This is a genomic window from Pseudocitrobacter sp. RIT415 (assembly GCF_003057695.2).
In the GTDB taxonomy this organism is placed as follows: Bacteria; Pseudomonadota; Gammaproteobacteria; order Enterobacterales; family Enterobacteriaceae; genus Pseudocitrobacter; species Pseudocitrobacter faecalis.
The window spans coordinates 68,823-85,913 of record NZ_QBJC02000013.1; the positions used below are offsets into that span (position 1 = coordinate 68,823).

Genomic DNA, 17,091 nt, shown 5'->3' on the forward strand with positions numbered 1-17,091 from the left:
GCACTCCCGCCGCCATCACGGATAATAAGCGTAATAAATTGATATTTTTACCGTGTCACTTTGCGGTTTCTGGAGAACGTGCCCCGCTATGCCTGAACTAGCCCGTTACGCCCTACCCACCAAAGCTGGCGATCAGCGTCAACTGGGGGAATTGACCGGTGCGGCCTGCGCCACGCTGGTCGCGGAGATTTCCGAACGTCATACCGGCCCGGTTATCCTGATTGCACCGGATATGCAGAATGCCCTGCGATTGCACGATGAAATCAGCCAGTTTACCGATAATCTGGTGATGAACCTTGCTGACTGGGAAACGCTGCCTTACGACAGTTTTTCGCCGCACCAGGATATTATTTCGTCTCGTCTTTCAACGCTTTATCAATTGCCGATGATGCAGCGCGGCGTGCTGATAGTGCCCGTAAGCACGCTGATGCAGCGCGTTTGCCCGCACAGTTATCTGCACGGCCACGCCTTGATGATGAAAAAAGGGCAGCGTCTGTCACGCGATGCCTTGCGTGCGCAGCTCGACAGCGCGGGTTATCGTCACGTGGATCAGGTCATGGAGCACGGCGAGTACGCTACGCGCGGCGCGCTGCTCGATCTCTTCCCGATGGGCAGCGAGCAGCCATATCGTCTCGATTTCTTCGATGATGAAATTGACAGCCTGCGCGTGTTCGATCCGGACAGCCAGCGCACGCTGGAAGAAGTCGACTCCATTAATCTTCTGCCTGCACACGAATTCCCAACCGATAAGACCGCCATCGAACTGTTCCGCAGCCAGTGGCGCGATAAATTCGATGTGAAGCGCGATGCCGAGCACATCTATCAACAGGTGAGCAAAGGTACGCTGCCTGCGGGTATCGAGTACTGGCAGCCGCTATTCTTTAGCGAACCGCTACCGCCGCTGTTCAGCTACTTCCCGGCCAATACGCTGCTGGTGAATACCGGCGATCTCGATGCCAGCGCCACGCGCTTCCAGGCCGATGCTCAGGCGCGCTTCGAGAATCGCGGCGTTGACCCGATGCGCCCGTTGCTCGAGCCCGAACGCCTGTGGCTGCGCCCGGACGAGCTCAACGGTGAGCTAAAAAAATGGCCGCGGATTCAGCTCAAAACTGAGCATCTGGCGGAGAAAGCCGCCAATACTAACCTCGGCTTTCGTCCACTGCCAGAGCTGGCGATTCAGGCGCAAAACAAAGCGCCGCTGGATAACCTGCGCCGCTTCCTGGAATCGTTCACCGGCCCGGTGATTTTCTCCGTGGAGAGTGAAGGACGTCGTGAAGCGTTAGGTGAGCTGCTGGCGCGGATTAAGTTGTCACCAAAACGCATTCTGCGGCTGGATGAAGCGACGGATACCGGGCGTTATCTGATGACTGGCGCGGCGGAGCACGGGTTTATCGACACGCAGAATAACCGGGTGCTGATTTGCGAAAGCGATCTGCTGGGCGAGCGCGTGGCACGACGTCGTCAGGACTCCCGCCGCACCATCAATCCTGATACCTTAATCCGCAACCTGGCCGAGCTCCATATCGGCCAGCCGGTGGTGCATCTGGAACACGGGGTTGGGCGCTACGCAGGGATGACCACCCTGGAGGCTGGCGGCATCAAAGGTGAATACCTGATGCTGACCTACGCCAACGAAGCCAAACTCTATGTGCCGGTCTCCTCGCTACACCTGATTAGCCGCTACGCCGGTGGGGCAGAAGAAAACGCGCCGCTGCATAAACTGGGCGGCGATGCCTGGGCCCGCGCGCGGCAGAAAGCCTCTGAGAAAGTGCGTGATGTCGCGGCAGAGTTGCTTGATATTTACGCCCAGCGCGCGGCGAAAGAAGGCTTTGCTTTTAAACACGATCGTGAACAGTATCAGCTTTTCTGCGATAGCTTCCCGTTCGAAACCACGCCGGATCAGGCGCAGGCTATTAATGCTGTGTTAAGCGACATGTGCCAGCCGCTGGCGATGGACCGCCTGGTGTGCGGCGACGTTGGCTTTGGTAAAACCGAAGTGGCGATGCGCGCCGCATTCCTTGCCGTTGAAAACAACAAACAGGTGGCCGTGCTGGTGCCAACCACCCTGCTGGCGCAACAGCACTACGATAACTTCCGTGACCGCTTCGCCAACTGGCCGGTGCGTATTGAAATGCTCTCTCGCTTCCGTAGTGCCAAAGAGCAGACACAAATTCTCGAGCAAGCGGCAGACGGTAAAATCGACATACTGATCGGCACCCACAAGTTGCTGCAAAGCGACGTGAAGCTGAAAGATTTAGGGTTGCTGATTGTCGATGAAGAGCACCGCTTCGGCGTGCGTCACAAAGAACGCATTAAAGCGATGCGCGCCGACGTGGATATCCTGACGCTCACCGCCACGCCAATCCCGCGGACGCTGAATATGGCGATGAGCGGCATGCGTGATTTGTCGATTATTGCCACCCCGCCTGCGCGTCGACTGGCGGTGAAAACCTTCGTGCGTGAATACGATAATCTGGTGGTGCGTGAAGCCATTCTGCGTGAAATTCTGCGCGGTGGTCAGGTCTATTACCTGTTTAATGACGTTGAAAACATCCAGAAAACAGCGGATAAACTGGCTGAACTGGTGCCAGAAGCGCGTATCGCAATAGGCCATGGACAGATGCGCGAACGCGAACTGGAACGCGTGATGAACGATTTCCATCACCAGCGGTTTAACGTGCTGGTGTGTACCACTATCATCGAGACCGGGATCGACATTCCCACCGCCAATACCATCATTATTGAACGGGCGGATCACTTCGGTCTGGCGCAACTGCACCAGTTGCGTGGCCGCGTGGGGCGTTCGCATCACCAGGCCTATGCCTGGCTGCTAACACCGCATCCAAAGGCGATGACCACCGACGCGCAGAAACGTCTGGAAGCCATTGCTTCGTTGGAAGATCTCGGCGCGGGGTTTGCGCTGGCGACCCACGACCTTGAAATTCGCGGCGCGGGTGAACTGCTTGGTGAAGATCAGAGCGGTTCAATGGAAACCATTGGCTTCTCGCTCTATATGGAACTGCTGGAAAACGCCGTCGATGCGTTGAAAGAGGGCCGCGAGCCGTCGCTGGAAGATCTCACCAGCCAGCAAACGGAAGTTGAACTGCGTATGCCGTCGCTGCTGCCGGACGATTTCATTCCTGACGTCAATACACGTCTCTCTTTCTATAAGCGTATCGCCAGTGCAAAAAGTGAAAGCGAGCTGGACGAAATCAAAGTGGAACTGATTGACCGCTTTGGTCTGTTACCGGATGCGGCGCGAACGCTGCTGGATATCGCGCGTTTGCGTCAACAGGCGCAGAAGCTGGGTATTCGGAAGCTGGAAGGCAATGAGAAAGGCGGCGTGATTGAGTTCGCAGAGAAAAACCATGTGAACCCGAGCTGGTTGATTGGCCTGCTGCAGAAACAGCCGCAGCACTTTCGCCTGGACGGCCCAACGCGGCTGAAGTTCTTCCAGGACCTGAGCGAGCGTAAAACACGGATGGAATGGGTGCGGCAATTTATGCGCCAGTTAGAAGAGAACGCCATCGCGTAATACCCAATATCAGGCCTACCCTTCACTGAACTGTAGGCCTGATAAGCGCAGAGCATCAGGCAACCTCAGGATGCAAAAAGGGGAGCCATTCGGCTCCCCTTTTCTTCTCCCCAACTTCGCTCAACCGAGCTTAGTTATTGCGGATGTATTCATCCATTTCGGTTTTCAGGTTATCGGATTTCGTACCGAAAATCGCCTGAACGCCGGAACCCGCAACAACCACACCTGCCGCGCCCAGTTTCTTCAGCCCAGGCTGGTCAACTTTCGCGACATCCGCCACGCTAACGCGCAGACGGGTGATGCAGGCATCAAGGTTAGTGATGTTTTCTTTACCGCCGAAAGCAGCCACCAGAGCCGGTGCCATTTCGCTGGTCGCGCCAGCTTTGCTGTCTTCGGATGCATCTTCACGACCCGGCGTTTTCAGGTCCAGTGCTTTAATCAGCACGCGGAAGACGGTGTAGTAAACGATCGCATAGCAGATACCGACAATCGGGAACAGCCACAGTTTGCTGCTGTTACCAGACAGAACGATAAAGTCGATCAGGCCGTGAGAGAACGAGGTACCGTCACGCATACCCAGCAGGATACAGATCGGGAATGCCAGGCCAGCCAGAATCGCGTGAATGACATACAGGATCGGCGCAACGAACATGAAGGAGAACTCGATCGGCTCGGTAATACCGGTCAGGAACGAGGTCAGCGCCGCGGAGATCATGATACCGCCCACTTTTGCACGGTTTTCCGGTTTAGCAGAGTGCCAGATAGCAATCGCCGCAGCCGGCAGGCCGTACATTTTGAACAGGAAGCCACCGGACAGTTTGCCCGCAGTCGGGTCACCGGCCATGTAACGCGGGATATCACCGTGGAACACCTGGCCTGCTGCGTTAGTGAATTCACCAATCTGCATCTGGAAAGGTACGTTCCAGATGTGGTGCAGACCGAACGGCACCAGGCAGCGTTCGATGAAGCCGTAAATACCAAATGCCACGACCGGGTTCTGGTAAGCAGCCCACTGTGAGAAGGTCTGGATAGCAGTACCAATCGGCGGCCAAATGAAGGAGAGCACGATGCCCATAAAGATTGCGGTCAGACCAGAAATGATCGGAACGAAACGTTTACCGGCGAAGAAGCCCAGATACTCAGGCAGCTTGATACGGTAGAAGCGGTTGAACATGTACGCGGCGATCGCACCGGCGATAATACCGCCGAGAACACCGGTATCCGCCAGGTGCTTCGCGGCGATTTCTTCAGCCGGGAGATGCAGAACCAGCGGCGCAACCACAGCCATGGTTTTTACCATGATGCCGTAGGCCACAACGGAAGCCAGAGCGGAAACACCGTCGTTATTGGTGAAGCCCAGTGCAACACCGATAGCGAAGATGAGCGGCATGTTGGCAAAAACGGAACCGCCCGCTTCCGCCATAACATGGGAAACGACGGCTGGCAGCCAACTGAAGTTTGCAGAACCGACGCCCAGCAGGATACCTGCGATAGGCAGTACGGATACTGGCAACATCAGTGATTTACCGACCTTTTGCAGGTTAGCAAATGCATTCTTAAACATAATTGAGAGTGCTCCTGAGTATTTGTGCTTTTACACATCACCTTTCGGGCTACGTCTGCGTGAGCGGCAGTTACGGTGCCTGCTGACGCAACAAGAATGATGTTGTGTATTTTTTCTACGTTTTCACGCATTAGCGAGGGGGGAGTAACCTCGCGATGTAACGGGCATCTAAGCGCCCTTTATTTATTACACAGAGTAAAATAAATACCCTGAACTTTGTTTGACGGCTATCACGTTTCAATGAGCGACAGATGAAATACTTATGAAACTTTACATAACTGATTGCCAAATGTTACAAAAAATCCATCCACCGCCATTTTTATGGCGGTGAACTTTACTCGCTTTGATTATTAATTACGAGCTTTAAAATAAGCCGTGAAATCAGGGAAGTTGCAGGCGGGCGGGCTCAATATGGAAGAGACGGGCAAAGTTTTGTGTTGTCTGCTGCGCCAGTTCTTCGACGGAAACGCCCTTCAGAACGGCCATGTACTCCGCAACATCACGCGTCATCGCGGGCTGATTCTCTTTCCCGCGATGCGGTACTGGCGCCAGATACGGCGAATCCGTTTCAACCAGCAGACGATCCAACGGCACATACCGTGCGGCATCGCGCAGTTGTTCAGCATTCCGGAAGGTGACAATCCCGGAGAAAGAGATATAGAACCCCATATCCAGCAACTTACCTGCGGTTTCTCTGTCTTCTGTGAAACAGTGTAGTACGCCACCGCAATCCGTCACTTTTTCTTCGCGAAGAATCGCCAGCGTATCAACACGTGCGTCGCGGGTATGCACGATGACAGGTTTGTTCAGTTCGCGGCCAATCTGAATATGCTGGCGGAAAGAGACCTGCTGGCGGGATTTCGTTTCCGGCGTGTAATAATAGTCGAGCCCGGTCTCCCCCATAGCGACCACGCCCTCTTCTGCCGCCAGACGGCGCAGTTCTTCTACATCGTACTCTTCATCCTGATTCAGAGGGTGGACGCCGCAGGAGAAAACAACATCAGGACGCTGGCCGACCAGATCGCGCATGCTGCGATAACCCGGTAAGGTTGTGGCGACAGCCAGACAAAATTTCACATCGCGTGCGGCGGCTTTGGCCAGCACGTCATCTACATCTTTATGCAGGTTTTCATAATCGAGGCCATCAAGATGGCAGTGCGAGTCGACTAAAAACATAATGTCTCTCTTAGAGATGCGATACCGGCAGTACCGCACCAGGTTGCAAGTAATGTTCCCAGCGCAGAAGGCGCTCGGTGAGGATCAGTTCGCGGTTCAGGCCCGTCACGTTCAGCAACTGTTCGCGACAGGTACAGATATCCGCCACGATAGCCTGAAGACGCGTGGTCGTTACCCCATGAGCAATCTGGTGCACTAACGCGGCGTAATCGACGTTCACGATAGTGCGAATCCCCTGCTGTTGCTTGAGCGCGTCCAACAGTAACGATGCCAGCCAGTGCAAACGCTGGGCCACCGTTTCATGGTTTAGTAACGGCAGCAGTGCCAGCCAGTCACCGCTGCTAAGGGTAGCAGAGAGTCCCTGACACAGTTTTGCCCGGGGTGTCCAGTTCTCTTCCAACAGTAGCGTTTGCGCCGCAGCAGGCGCGCCGGCACTGAGGCGTAACGCCGCCAGCCGTTCATTTTGTGACATTGTCACTTCACGTTCCAGCCACGCTAAACCGTATTGTTCAGACGGTGGGGCGAGATGGAAAAGACGACAACGGCTGCGCAAGGTTGCCAGCAAACGCGCAGGTTCCTGACAGGCGAGGAAGAACCAGGTATTTTTCGGCGGCTCCTCCAGCGTTTTCAGCAACGCATTGGCGGCGGCTTCCGTGAGGATCGCGGCATCGGCAATCCATACCACTTTAGCGCCGCCCAGGCGGGCATGCTCGTACAGCTTCTCGCTGACCTCACGCACCGCATCAATACCCAACGTGCTCTTGCCCTTTTCCGGCGCAAGCGCGTAATAGTCCGGATGCGTACCAGCCTGCATGAGTTGACAGCTATGGCATTTTCCGCAGCTTTTATGGCCCTCAGGCTGTTGGCACATCAGGTAACGCGTCAGGGCATAGACCAGTGCTTCATCGCCCATGCCAGCGCGCGCCTGTACCAGCAACGCATGATGACCCCGACCGGCCTGATAGCTGGTAATCAGCTGTTCAAAAGCGGGACGCAGCCACGGATACCACTTCATGCCTGCTGCTCCGCAACCCAGTCAATAACCGTTTGGCGGATGTCGCTCATAACCTGCTCCAGCGGTTGCGTCGCATCGATAGTGCGAATGCTGTCATCGGCCGCCGCCAGCTCAAGATAACGCGCGCGGGTACGGTTGAAGAAGTTCAGCGACTCCTGCTCAATACGGTCAAGATCGCCGCGCGCACGGGCGCGCTTAAGGCCCACTTCCGGCGTAACATCCAGATAAAGCGTCAGGTTCGGGCGGAAATCCCCCAGCACTGCATTGCGCAACGTCGCCAGCATATGTTGATCGATACCACGTCCGCCGCCCTGATACGCCTGGGTGGAGAGATCGTGGCGATCGCCAATCACCCACTCGCCCTTTGCCAGCGCCGGTTTAATGACCGTCTCAACCAGTTGTACGCGTGCGGCATAGAACATTAAAACTTCGGCTTTGTCGGTGATCACTTCATCGCCGACAGATTTGATATCCAGCACCAGACTACGCAGTTTTTCAGCAAGGACAGTCCCGCCCGGCTCACGGGTAAAAACCAGATCCGTGATGCCCAGTTCCTGCAAGGTTTTTACCACCACATCGCGTGCAGTGGTTTTCCCTGCGCCTTCCAGACCTTCGATGACGATATAGTTACTGCGCATTTTTTTCCTTAAGGGCTTTTAAATAGTCCTGCACTGAGCGGTTATGGCTGACCAGATTGGTATTAAAGGTGTGTCCGCCTTTTCCGTCAGCAACAAAATAGAGATACGACGTTTTGGCCGGATGAGCCGCAGCGTTCAGCGACGCTTCCCCAGGTGCCGCGATCGGCCCCGGCGGCATACCAGCAATCACATAAGTATTGTAAGCCGTTGGCGTTTCCAGATCTTTACGCGTCAATTTACCATTATAACGCTCTCCCATGCCGTAAATCACGGTTGGGTCGGTTTGCAGGCGCATACCGATACGCAGGCGGTTAATAAAGACAGAGGCCACACGATCGCGCTCTTCAGCCACGGCAGTCTCTTTCTCAATAATTGAGGCCATCGTCACCAGTTCATTCTTATCTTTATACGGCAGCCCTTCCATACGCCCTTCCCAGACCTTATCGACCTCGGCCACCATTTTCTGGTGCGCACGTTTGAGAATCGCCACATCGCTGGTATTGGCCGTGTACATCCAGGTATCCGGCCACAGCCAGCCTTCCACCCAATCCGGGTGTTCCAGCTCAAGCACTTTTGCAACGGTTTCGTAGCTGTCATCGGCCAGCGTATGTTTTACATACGGCGCCTCGCGTAGCTGACGCAGATAGTCACTCACCCGCATACCTTCGACGAAGCGCAGCGGGAACTGTGCCTCTTTACCGCTCTCAAGCAATTGCAGCATTTCGCGTACGGTCATGGATGGCGTAAAGCGATAGGTACCAGCCTTGAAGTGAGAGAGCTCGGGCTCAAGACGCAGCAGCCACTGAAAGACGCGCGGACGATTAATGATTTTTTCGCCGTAAAGCTGTTGGCCCAGCGCCAGGCGGCCGGTTCCCGCTTTGAGGGAGAAAATGGTCTCTTCCTTAATTAACAGAGTACTGTTCGCCAGTTGACGAACTTTCCATGCGCCAATGCCCGCAGCGATAGCCATCACTACCAGCAGTATCAAAATAACGCCTAACAATTTCTTCATGCTAATCAGACAACTCACAAAGTGGGGCTAAATAGAGGTAAAGTTCGCGTGACGGCCAATCGTGCCCGGCATAATGCTGCACCGGTACTATCGGCATCAACGCATTGCAGATTAACACTTCGTCTGCATCGGCTAACGCTTCCGGCAGTGCGACCACCTCAATCAATTGATAAGGCGATTCGGCAAGCTGCGCAATAATATGCTGGCGCATAATTCCATTCACGCCCGCCTGGTCAAGGCGCGGCGTGAAAACATCTCGCCCCTTACGCCAGAACAAGTTAGCCGCACAGCATTCCGTAACCCACCCTTCGCTGTCAAGAACCAGCGCCTCATCGGCGTCCGTCTGCTCAAGATGAGAGCGGATCAGCACCTGTTCCAGCCGATTAAGATGCTTCAGACCCGCGAGATACGGATTGCGCCCGAGACGTACCGGGCTCAGCGCTAACGTTATGCCTTCCCTGCGCCAGTTCATGTAATGGGCAGGTGACGAGGAGGTAGCAAGAATTCGCGTCGCAGCGAGACAGTCCGCACCGCTGTAGCCTCTGCCCCCCACTCCGCGGCTGATAATGACTTTCAGCACGCCTTGCTGTTGCTGAGTCGCCAGTTGACGCATTTCGTCTTGCAGGAGAGTCCAGTCATTGAAGACGATGTTTAAACGCTGGCAGGCAAGCTGTAAGCGGGCAAGATGGGCAGAGAGAAAGGATACGTCCCCCTGCGCTATCCGGGCAGTCGTAAAGCAGCCGTCGCCGAACTGTGTTGCTCTGTCGTTGACCGCGAGGGTGTCCTGTTCCAGGCCGTTAATCAAGAACATAAGGCGCTCCTTTTCGGTGGGCGGATAGTGTCGCAGGATGAATAGCACAGGACAAGCAGAGAAAACTGAAGATAAAAAAAGACCCGCAAAGCGGGCCTTCTTAAACGGTCTTAGCGTCGGCGGGCAAACCCGCCGTCAGCATTAGATCTTTTTAAAGATCAACGAACCATTGGTGCCGCCGAAGCCGAAGGAGTTACACAGGGTGTATTCCATTCCGCTTACCTGACGGGCTTCGTGAGGAACAAAGTCCAGATCGCAACCTTCATCCGGGTTATCCAGGTTGATGGTTGGCGGTACAGCCTGATCGCGCAGTGCGAGGATAGAGTAGATTGATTCTACCGCACCCGCCGCACCTAACAGGTGACCGGTCATGGATTTCGTTGAGCTCACCATTACGCGGCTGGCTGCATCACCGAAGACAGATTTCACCGCCTGCGCTTCTGCTTTATCGCCCGCCGGCGTTGATGTGCCGTGTGCGTTAACGTAGCCAATCTGGCCCGGTTCAAGCGCCGCATCACGCAGTGCATTGACCATCGCCAGCGCCGCGCCAGCGCCGTCTTCCGGCGGTGACGTCATATGGTAAGCATCGCTGCTCATACCAAAGCCGACAACTTCAGCGTAGATTTTCGCGCCGCGTTTTTTCGCATGCTCGTACTCTTCGAGTACCACCATACCTGCACCGTCACCCAGCACGAAGCCATCACGCTCTTTGTCCCACGGACGGCTCGCTGCCTGTGGGTTGTCATTGCGGGTAGAGAGTGCGCGCGCTGCGCCAAAGCCACCCACACCGAGCGGAGTACTGGCTTTTTCTGCGCCACCGGCCACCATCGCGTCTGCATCGCCATAGGCGATGATACGAGCAGCGTGGCCGATGTTATGTACGCCTGAAGTACAAGCCGTTGCGATAGAGATACTTGGCCCACGCAAACCAAACATGATGGTCAGATGACCGGCCACCATATTAACAATTGTGGATGGAACAAAGAACGGGCTGATCTTACGCGGTCCGCCGTTTACCAGCGAACTGTGGTTTTCTTCGATCAAGCCGAGACCACCGATACCGGAACCAATAGCGGCACCGATGCGGGTTGCGTTCTCTTCCGTCACTTCAAGGCCAGAATCCTGCATGGCCTGTACGCCAGCGACAATTCCATATTGAATGAAGGCATCCATCTTGCGCTGTTCTTTGCGCGAGATAATGTCATCACAGTTAAAATCCTTTACTAAGCCAGCAAATTTCGTTGCATAGGCGCTAGTATCGAAATGGTCGATCAGGCTGATGCCACTCTGACCGGCAAGGAGAGCTTTCCAGGTAGACTCTACGGTATTGCCGACAGGAGACAACATGCCCAGTCCGGTCACAACTACACGACGCTTAGACACGGTTGTCCTCCAGGGAGGGAATAAATAAGATTCGTTGGGATAAAAAGATAAAACTCAGGCGGTCGAGTGACCGCCTGGAGATGTTCACTTACGCCTGGTGACCGTTGATGTAATCAATGGCAGCCTGAACGGTGGTGATTTTCTCAGCTTCTTCGTCCGGAATCTCAGTATCAAACTCTTCTTCCAGAGCCATTACCAGCTCAACGGTGTCAAGAGAATCTGCGCCCAGGTCTTCAACGAAGGAAGCGGAGTTCACAACTTCTTCCTGCTTAACGCCCAGCTGTTCGCCGATAATTTTCTTAACGCGTTCTTCGATAGTGCTCATACTCTTAAATTTCCTATCAAAACTCGCTTTCGCGATGGTTTTCGTAGTGTATAAAATGTTGAAAAATTTGCAACTAAATCCCGGCAGGTCTTACCACGATTTTACGTTATTTTGAGGCCATACCCCCCAATAACGCAAATCATTTTGCACTAATTATGCCCAGAACTACGTAGACTGCGCGCATCCTGAGCATTTTGTGCAAATCGCGGTCAGACCATGTACATCCCGCCGTTCACATGCAAAGTTTCACCCGTGATGTAAGCTGCTTCGTCGGATGCCAGGAATGCAACCGCGTTGGCGATTTCCTGTGCGCCGCCGAGGCGACCCGCAGGAACCTGCGCCAGGATACCCGCACGCTGGTCATCAGACAGCGCACGCGTCATGTCCGTTTCAATAAAGCCCGGAGCAACAACGTTCACCGTAATGCCGCGAGACGCAACTTCACGCGCCAGCGACTTACTGAAACCGATCAGACCGGCTTTCGCCGCAGCGTAGTTAGCCTGACCAGCATTTCCCATGGTACCAACCACAGAACCGATAGTAATAATACGACCGTGACGCTTTTTCATCATAGCGCGCATTACTGCTTTTGACAGACGGAAAACTGATGAAAGATTCGTTTCGATGATATCGTTCCACTCATCGTCTTTCATGCGCATTAACAGGTTATCACGTGTAATCCCGGCATTATTGACCAGAATGTCCACTTCGCCAAATTCTGCGCGAATATTTTCCAGAACAGATTCGATAGATGCCGGGTCGGTCACATTCAACATCAGACCTTTACCGTTCGCACCCAGGTAGTCGCTAATCGCCTGCGCGCCGTTTTCACTGGTCGCAGTGCCGATAACTTTCGCGCCGCGGGCGACGAGAGTTTCAGCGATTGCGCGGCCAATACCGCGGCTTGCGCCTGTCACCAGGGCAATTTTTCCTTCAAAGCTCATGCGTTCCTCTTTTATTGCGCAAGTGCCGCTGACAGGGCTTCCGGCTCGTTGATCGCCGATGCCGTCAGGGTATCTACAATACGTTTGGTCAAGCCGGTAAGGACTTTACCCGGTCCAACCTCATACAGGTGCTCAACACCTTTCGCAGCCATCAGTTCTACACTCTTCGTCCACTGAACCGGGCTGTACAGCTGGCGGATCAGGGCATCACGAATGGCGTCCGGCGCGGTTTCACACTGCACATCCACGTTGTTGATGACCGGGATCTGCGGTGCGTTGAAGGTAATTTTTGCCAGCTCAACGGCCAGTTTCTCAGCAGCAGGCTTCATCAGCGCACAGTGAGACGGTACGCTGACCGGCAGTGGCAACGCACGTTTTGCGCCAGCGGCTTTACAGGCAGCACCCGCGCGTTCAACGGCTTCTTTGTGTCCGGCGATAACCACCTGGCCCGGCGAGTTAAAGTTCACCGGAGAAACCACCTGCCCTTCGGCAGATTCTTCACAGGCTTTGGCGATAGACGCATCGTCCAGGCCAATAATAGCGGACATGCCGCCGGTGCCTGCCGGCACGGCTTCCTGCATAAACTTGCCACGCAGTTCCACCAAACGAACCGCATCAGCGAAATTAATGACGCCAGCGCAAACCAGCGCAGAATATTCACCCAGGCTATGGCCAGCCATCAGAACCGGCGCTTTACCGCCCTGCTGCTGCCACAAACGGTACAGCGCAACGGATGCGGTCAGGAGTGCAGGCTGTGTCTGCCAGGTTTTGTTCAACTCTTCCGCCGGGCCCTGTTGGGTCAGTGCCCACAGATCATAACCCAGCGCGTCAGACGCTTCACGGAAAGTCTCTTCAATAATTGGGTGAGTTGCCGCTAATTCGGACAACATCCCAACCGTTTGAGAACCCTGCCCAGGGAACACAAAAGCAAATTGCGTCATTTTTTTATCCTTATACTTAGAAACGAACCAGTGCAGAGCCCCAGGTAAACCCGCCACCAAAGGCTTCCAGCAGCACAAGTTGCCCGCGCTTAATACGACCATCACGCACCGCTTCATCGAATGCGCAAGGCACAGAGGCCGCGGAGGTATTGCCGTGACGATCCAGCGTCACCACAACGTTATCCATCGACATGCCGAGTTTTTTCGCCGTGGCGCTGATGATACGCAGGTTGGCCTGATGTGGCACTAACCAGTCGAGTTCAGCACGGTCAAGATTGTTGGCCGCCAGCGTCTCTTCGACGATGTGTGCCAGTTCAGTGACCGCAACCTTGAACACTTCATTCCCGGCCATGGTCAGATAAATCGAATTTTCTGGATGAACGCGATCGGCGTTAGGCAGCGTCAGAAGATCGCCGTAGCTACCGTCTGCGTGCAGATGGGTGGAGATAATTCCCGGTTCTTCAGACTGCCCCAGAACCACGGCGCCCGCGCCGTCACCGAAGATAATGATCGTGCCGCGATCGGCAGGATCGCAGGTGCGCGCCAGCACATCAGAACCAATCACCAGCGCATTTTTCACCGCGCCGGATTTCACGTACTGGTCTGCTACGCTCAGGGCGTAGGTGAAGCCCGCACAGGCTGCGGCGACGTCAAATGCCGGGCAGCCTTTGATGCCTAACATGCTCTGAATTTGGCAGGCAGCGCTTGGGAAAGCGTGCGTTGCAGAAGTGGTAGCAACAACGATCAAGCCGATATCGTTTTTATCCACGCCCGCCATTTCCAGCGCGCGCTGAGCGGCTTCAAAGCCCATCGTTGCAACGGATTCATCCGGGCCTGCGATACGGCGTTCACGGATACCTGTGCGCGTGACAATCCACTCGTCAGTCGTATCAACCATTTTTTCCAGGTCGGCGTTCGTACGCACTTGCTTGGGCAGATAACTGCCGGTACCAATAATCTTCGTATACATGTACGCTCAATCTTATCCGGTAACATACCCATCAGCTTTGCACATCAGCACGCCGCTCGCTTACTTTGCGTCGTTGTTCTGCGGCTCAAAACCAGCCGGGTATAACAATTCCAGGCGAGCGGCAATCCGCTGAGGGACTTGTCGCTGCACCGCCTGCACTGCCTGCTCGATCGCCACGCAAAACGCGCGTTGATTCGCCGCACCATGACTCTTAATCACCGTGCCGCGTAATCCTAACAGACAGGCACCATTATACTGGTCGGGGTTGAGGTGACTGAATCGCCGGGTCAGACTTTTTTGTAACCAACGTTTTAATAAAATCAGCCACCACGCCGTTTTTTTCCCCTCGCCCTGCGATTTCAGCAGCGAAAGGAACATTCTGACAACCCCTTCCATGGTTTTTAGCGTGACGTTACCTGTAAACCCGTCACAAACCAAAACATCTGTTTTCCCCGTCAGCAATTCGTTCGCTTCCAGGTAGCCAATATAGTTCAGAGACGGCAATGTTTTTAGTATCTGTGAAGCATCGCGAATGCTGTCCAGCCCTTTCGTCTCTTCTTCACCGATGTTTAGCAGCGCCACGCGAGGGTTTTCAATGCCAACCACTTCTTCCGCGAGCACCGAGCCCATCACCGCAAACTGAACCAACATTGTGCTATCACAATCGACGTTAGCGCCCAGGTCGAGCACCACCGTCTTTCCCTTCTGCTGATGGGGTAATACCGTCACCAGCGCCGGGCGCTCAATCCCCTGAAGTGGTTTGAGCAGTAATTTTGCGAGCCCCATCAGCGCGCCTGTATTCCCGGCGCTAACGCAGGCTTCAGCTCGCCCTTCTTTCACTAGCTCCAGCGCCACACGCATCGATGTTCCGCGACTGTTGCGGATGGCGTGTGAAGGCCGTGCATCACTGGCAATAACTGACTGTGCAGGAATAATCTGCAGACGAGAGCGCGTCTCAAAATCAGCTTTGGCAAGTAATGGCGTAATATCGTCGGGGTTACCGACCAGAAGAAGTGTGAGTTGCGAATAGGAATTCAGTGCCTGCAGTGCTGCAGGCACTGTCACGGTAGGGCCAAAATCTCCCCCCATGACATCTAACGCCAGGGTTAGATGTGTCAAGGTTATCGTCGCCGCTCGGTTTGGGAATCCCCGCTTACACGGGGAATGCCTCACTAAGCTTCACCACGCTTGAACTCGTCGTCTTTCACGCTACAGGGGCGTTGGCTGCGTTCGTTCACTCCAATCGCATAGTCATCTATGCGATTGGAGGTTCTCTCGCTTGCCGCCTTCCTGCAACGCGAAATCCTTAGAGTATCGCGTGATTACTTAGCGATAACCTTGCGACCGCGGTAGAAACCGTCGGCAGTGATGTGGTGACGCAGGTGGGATTCACCAGAAGTCTTGTCTACAGACAGGCTGGTAACTGCAGTCAGCGCGTCATGGGAACGACGCATGCCACGTTTGGAACGGGTTGGTTTGTTTTGTTGTACGGCCATGGACCTTACTCCTCAATTACTTACGCTTTAAGCTGGCTAATACGGCAAATGGGTTTGGTTTCTGCGCCTCTTCAGGCAATTCACCAAAGACCATGTCCGCCTCGGACACTTCACAGTGTTCAGAATCATGCACCGGAACCACCGGCAAGGCGAGGATGATTTCATCTTCAACCACCGCCAGCAGATCGATTTCACCGAATTCGTTAACCTCAATCGGCTCATACGCTTCCGGGAGTGCTTCAACCTGATCATTATTTTTGACCGGGCTGAAACAATACGTTGTGTAAACCTGGTGAGTAAACGGTTTCCCGCAACGCTGACATTCCAGCGATACCGTCACCTTCGCATCACCGGTCAGAACCGCGAGGCGTTGGTTATCGATAGCGAAGGACATCTCGCATTCTACATCACTGTCTACACTGACTACGGACGCGGCGACACGCTCCGCTTGATCGGGGGTATAGATACCCTGGTAATCAAGGCGTTTTTGAGCCGTACGAACCGGGTCGAGAGTCAGGGGTAATTTTACCTTTTGCATAGGGCGCGCATATTAACTTTGTAACGTCATAGAGTCAAAGAAAAAGGCAGCCTCAGGTTGCCTTTTGCCAATAATTCGCACACATTGCGGCGTGTAGTTTAAAATGTCGCAATCTAATTCGCCAGAGTTTACCTAAAAAATTATGCCTGAAATTATTTTAGCCTCCACATCGCCTTATCGCCGCCTGCTGTTAGAGAAACTCGGTATCCCTTTCACCTGCGCCGCGCCCGAGGTCGATGAAATTCCCCTCCCCGCCGAAACCCCGCGCCATCTGGTGCTGCGTCTGGCGCAGGCGAAAGCGCAGGCGCTGGCTGAACGTTTTCCGCATCATCTGATTATTGGTTCTGACCAGGTTTGCGTGTTGGATGGCGAAATAACCGGCAAACCGCATACGGAAGAAAATGCGCGTAAACAATTAAAGAAAGCCAGTGGCAATATTGTGACTTTTTATACGGGCCTGGCGCTTTATAATTCTGTTAATGGCCAGTTACAAACTGAATGCGAACCTTTTGATGTCCATTTTCGTCATCTGACTGAGCAAGAAATAAACCATTATGTGCAAAAAGAGAGCCCGCTGAATTGCGCAGGCAGTTTTAAAAGCGAGGGATTAGGCATCGCGCTGTTTGAACGTCTCGAAGGTCGCGATCCAAACACGCTGGTGGGGCTGCCGCTGATTGCACTGTGCCAGATGCTGCGCCGGGAAGGGTTTAATCCGTTAAGTAGATAGAGTGTACATACTGACA

Annotated in this window: 16 protein-coding genes; 2 read left to right on the forward strand and 14 right to left on the reverse strand. The window is 54.3% G+C overall.

Going from position 1 to position 17,091, the window contains the following annotated elements; genetic code table 11:
• Positions 1 to 88: 88 nt before the first annotated feature.
• Positions 89 to 3,535 (forward strand): transcription-repair coupling factor, encoded by a 3,447-nt coding sequence (mfd, locus tag DBY68_RS14130; protein ID WP_108475723.1) that lies wholly within the window; start codon positions 89 to 91, stop codon positions 3,533 to 3,535.
• 130 nt (positions 3,536 to 3,665) lie between these two features.
• Here the strand turns inward: mfd and ptsG are convergent, their stop codons facing one another.
• The 14 genes from ptsG to yceD all read right to left on the reverse strand — a co-directional run bounded on the left by ptsG (position 3,666) and on the right by yceD (position 16,348).
• Positions 3,666 to 5,099, reverse strand: a complete 1,434-nt coding sequence (ptsG, locus tag DBY68_RS14135) for a PTS glucose transporter subunit IIBC (protein WP_108475724.1) — start codon at positions 5,097 to 5,099, stop codon at positions 3,666 to 3,668.
• Between the two features lie 381 nt (positions 5,100 to 5,480).
• Complete coding sequence (locus tag DBY68_RS14140) at positions 5,481 to 6,275, reverse strand: metal-dependent hydrolase (RefSeq protein WP_108475725.1); 795 nt, start codon at positions 6,273 to 6,275, stop codon at positions 5,481 to 5,483.
• A gap of 10 nt (positions 6,276 to 6,285) precedes the next feature.
• Entirely contained in the window at positions 6,286 to 7,290 is a 1,005-nt protein-coding gene (gene holB / locus DBY68_RS14145; protein ID WP_108475726.1) for a DNA polymerase III subunit delta', read from the reverse strand.
• The gene (gene tmk, locus DBY68_RS14150; protein WP_108475727.1) at positions 7,287 to 7,928 is read right to left on the reverse strand and encodes a dTMP kinase; all 642 of its coding nucleotides are present in this window, start codon (positions 7,926 to 7,928) and stop codon (positions 7,287 to 7,289) included. Before tmk ends, holB begins: the two co-directional genes overlap by 4 nt.
• Positions 7,918 to 8,940: a cell division protein YceG gene (yceG, locus tag DBY68_RS14155; protein WP_108475728.1), complete on the reverse strand. Its 1,023-nt coding sequence runs from the start codon at positions 8,938 to 8,940 to the stop codon at positions 7,918 to 7,920. The genes tmk and yceG overlap by 11 nt, the downstream gene beginning before the upstream one ends.
• Before the next feature lies 1 nt (position 8,941).
• Positions 8,942 to 9,751, reverse strand: a complete 810-nt coding sequence (pabC, locus tag DBY68_RS14160; protein ID WP_108475729.1) for an aminodeoxychorismate lyase — start codon at positions 9,749 to 9,751, stop codon at positions 8,942 to 8,944.
• 141 nt (positions 9,752 to 9,892) lie between these two features.
• Entirely contained in the window at positions 9,893 to 11,134 is a 1,242-nt protein-coding gene (fabF, locus tag DBY68_RS14165) for a beta-ketoacyl-ACP synthase II (RefSeq protein ID WP_108475730.1), read from the reverse strand.
• An 88-nt stretch (positions 11,135 to 11,222) separates the two neighbouring features.
• Positions 11,223 to 11,459 (reverse strand): acyl carrier protein, encoded by a 237-nt coding sequence (acpP, locus tag DBY68_RS14170; RefSeq protein ID WP_003857954.1) that lies wholly within the window; start codon positions 11,457 to 11,459, stop codon positions 11,223 to 11,225.
• Positions 11,460 to 11,668: 209 nt separating this feature from the next.
• Positions 11,669 to 12,403: a 3-oxoacyl-ACP reductase FabG gene (fabG, locus tag DBY68_RS14175; protein WP_108475731.1), complete on the reverse strand. Its 735-nt coding sequence runs from the start codon at positions 12,401 to 12,403 to the stop codon at positions 11,669 to 11,671.
• Positions 12,404 to 12,414: 11 nt separating this feature from the next.
• Entirely contained in the window at positions 12,415 to 13,344 is a 930-nt protein-coding gene (fabD, locus tag DBY68_RS14180; protein ID WP_108475732.1) for an ACP S-malonyltransferase, read from the reverse strand.
• Positions 13,345 to 13,360: 16 nt separating this feature from the next.
• Positions 13,361 to 14,314 (reverse strand): beta-ketoacyl-ACP synthase III, encoded by a 954-nt coding sequence (locus DBY68_RS14185; protein ID WP_108475733.1) that lies wholly within the window; start codon positions 14,312 to 14,314, stop codon positions 13,361 to 13,363.
• 60 nt (positions 14,315 to 14,374) lie between these two features.
• Positions 14,375 to 15,433: a phosphate acyltransferase PlsX gene (plsX, locus tag DBY68_RS14190; protein ID WP_108475734.1), complete on the reverse strand. Its 1,059-nt coding sequence runs from the start codon at positions 15,431 to 15,433 to the stop codon at positions 14,375 to 14,377.
• Positions 15,434 to 15,636: 203 nt separating this feature from the next.
• Entirely contained in the window at positions 15,637 to 15,810 is a 174-nt protein-coding gene (gene rpmF / locus DBY68_RS14195; protein WP_002440227.1) for a 50S ribosomal protein L32, read from the reverse strand.
• Positions 15,811 to 15,826: 16 nt separating this feature from the next.
• Entirely contained in the window at positions 15,827 to 16,348 is a 522-nt protein-coding gene (yceD, locus tag DBY68_RS14200; RefSeq protein ID WP_108475735.1) for a 23S rRNA accumulation protein YceD, read from the reverse strand.
• Between the two features lie 142 nt (positions 16,349 to 16,490).
• Between yceD and DBY68_RS14205 the strand changes: the two genes are divergently transcribed.
• Entirely contained in the window at positions 16,491 to 17,075 is a 585-nt protein-coding gene (locus tag DBY68_RS14205) for a nucleoside triphosphate pyrophosphatase (protein ID WP_108475736.1), read from the forward strand.
• Positions 17,076 to 17,091: the final 16 nt, after the last annotated feature.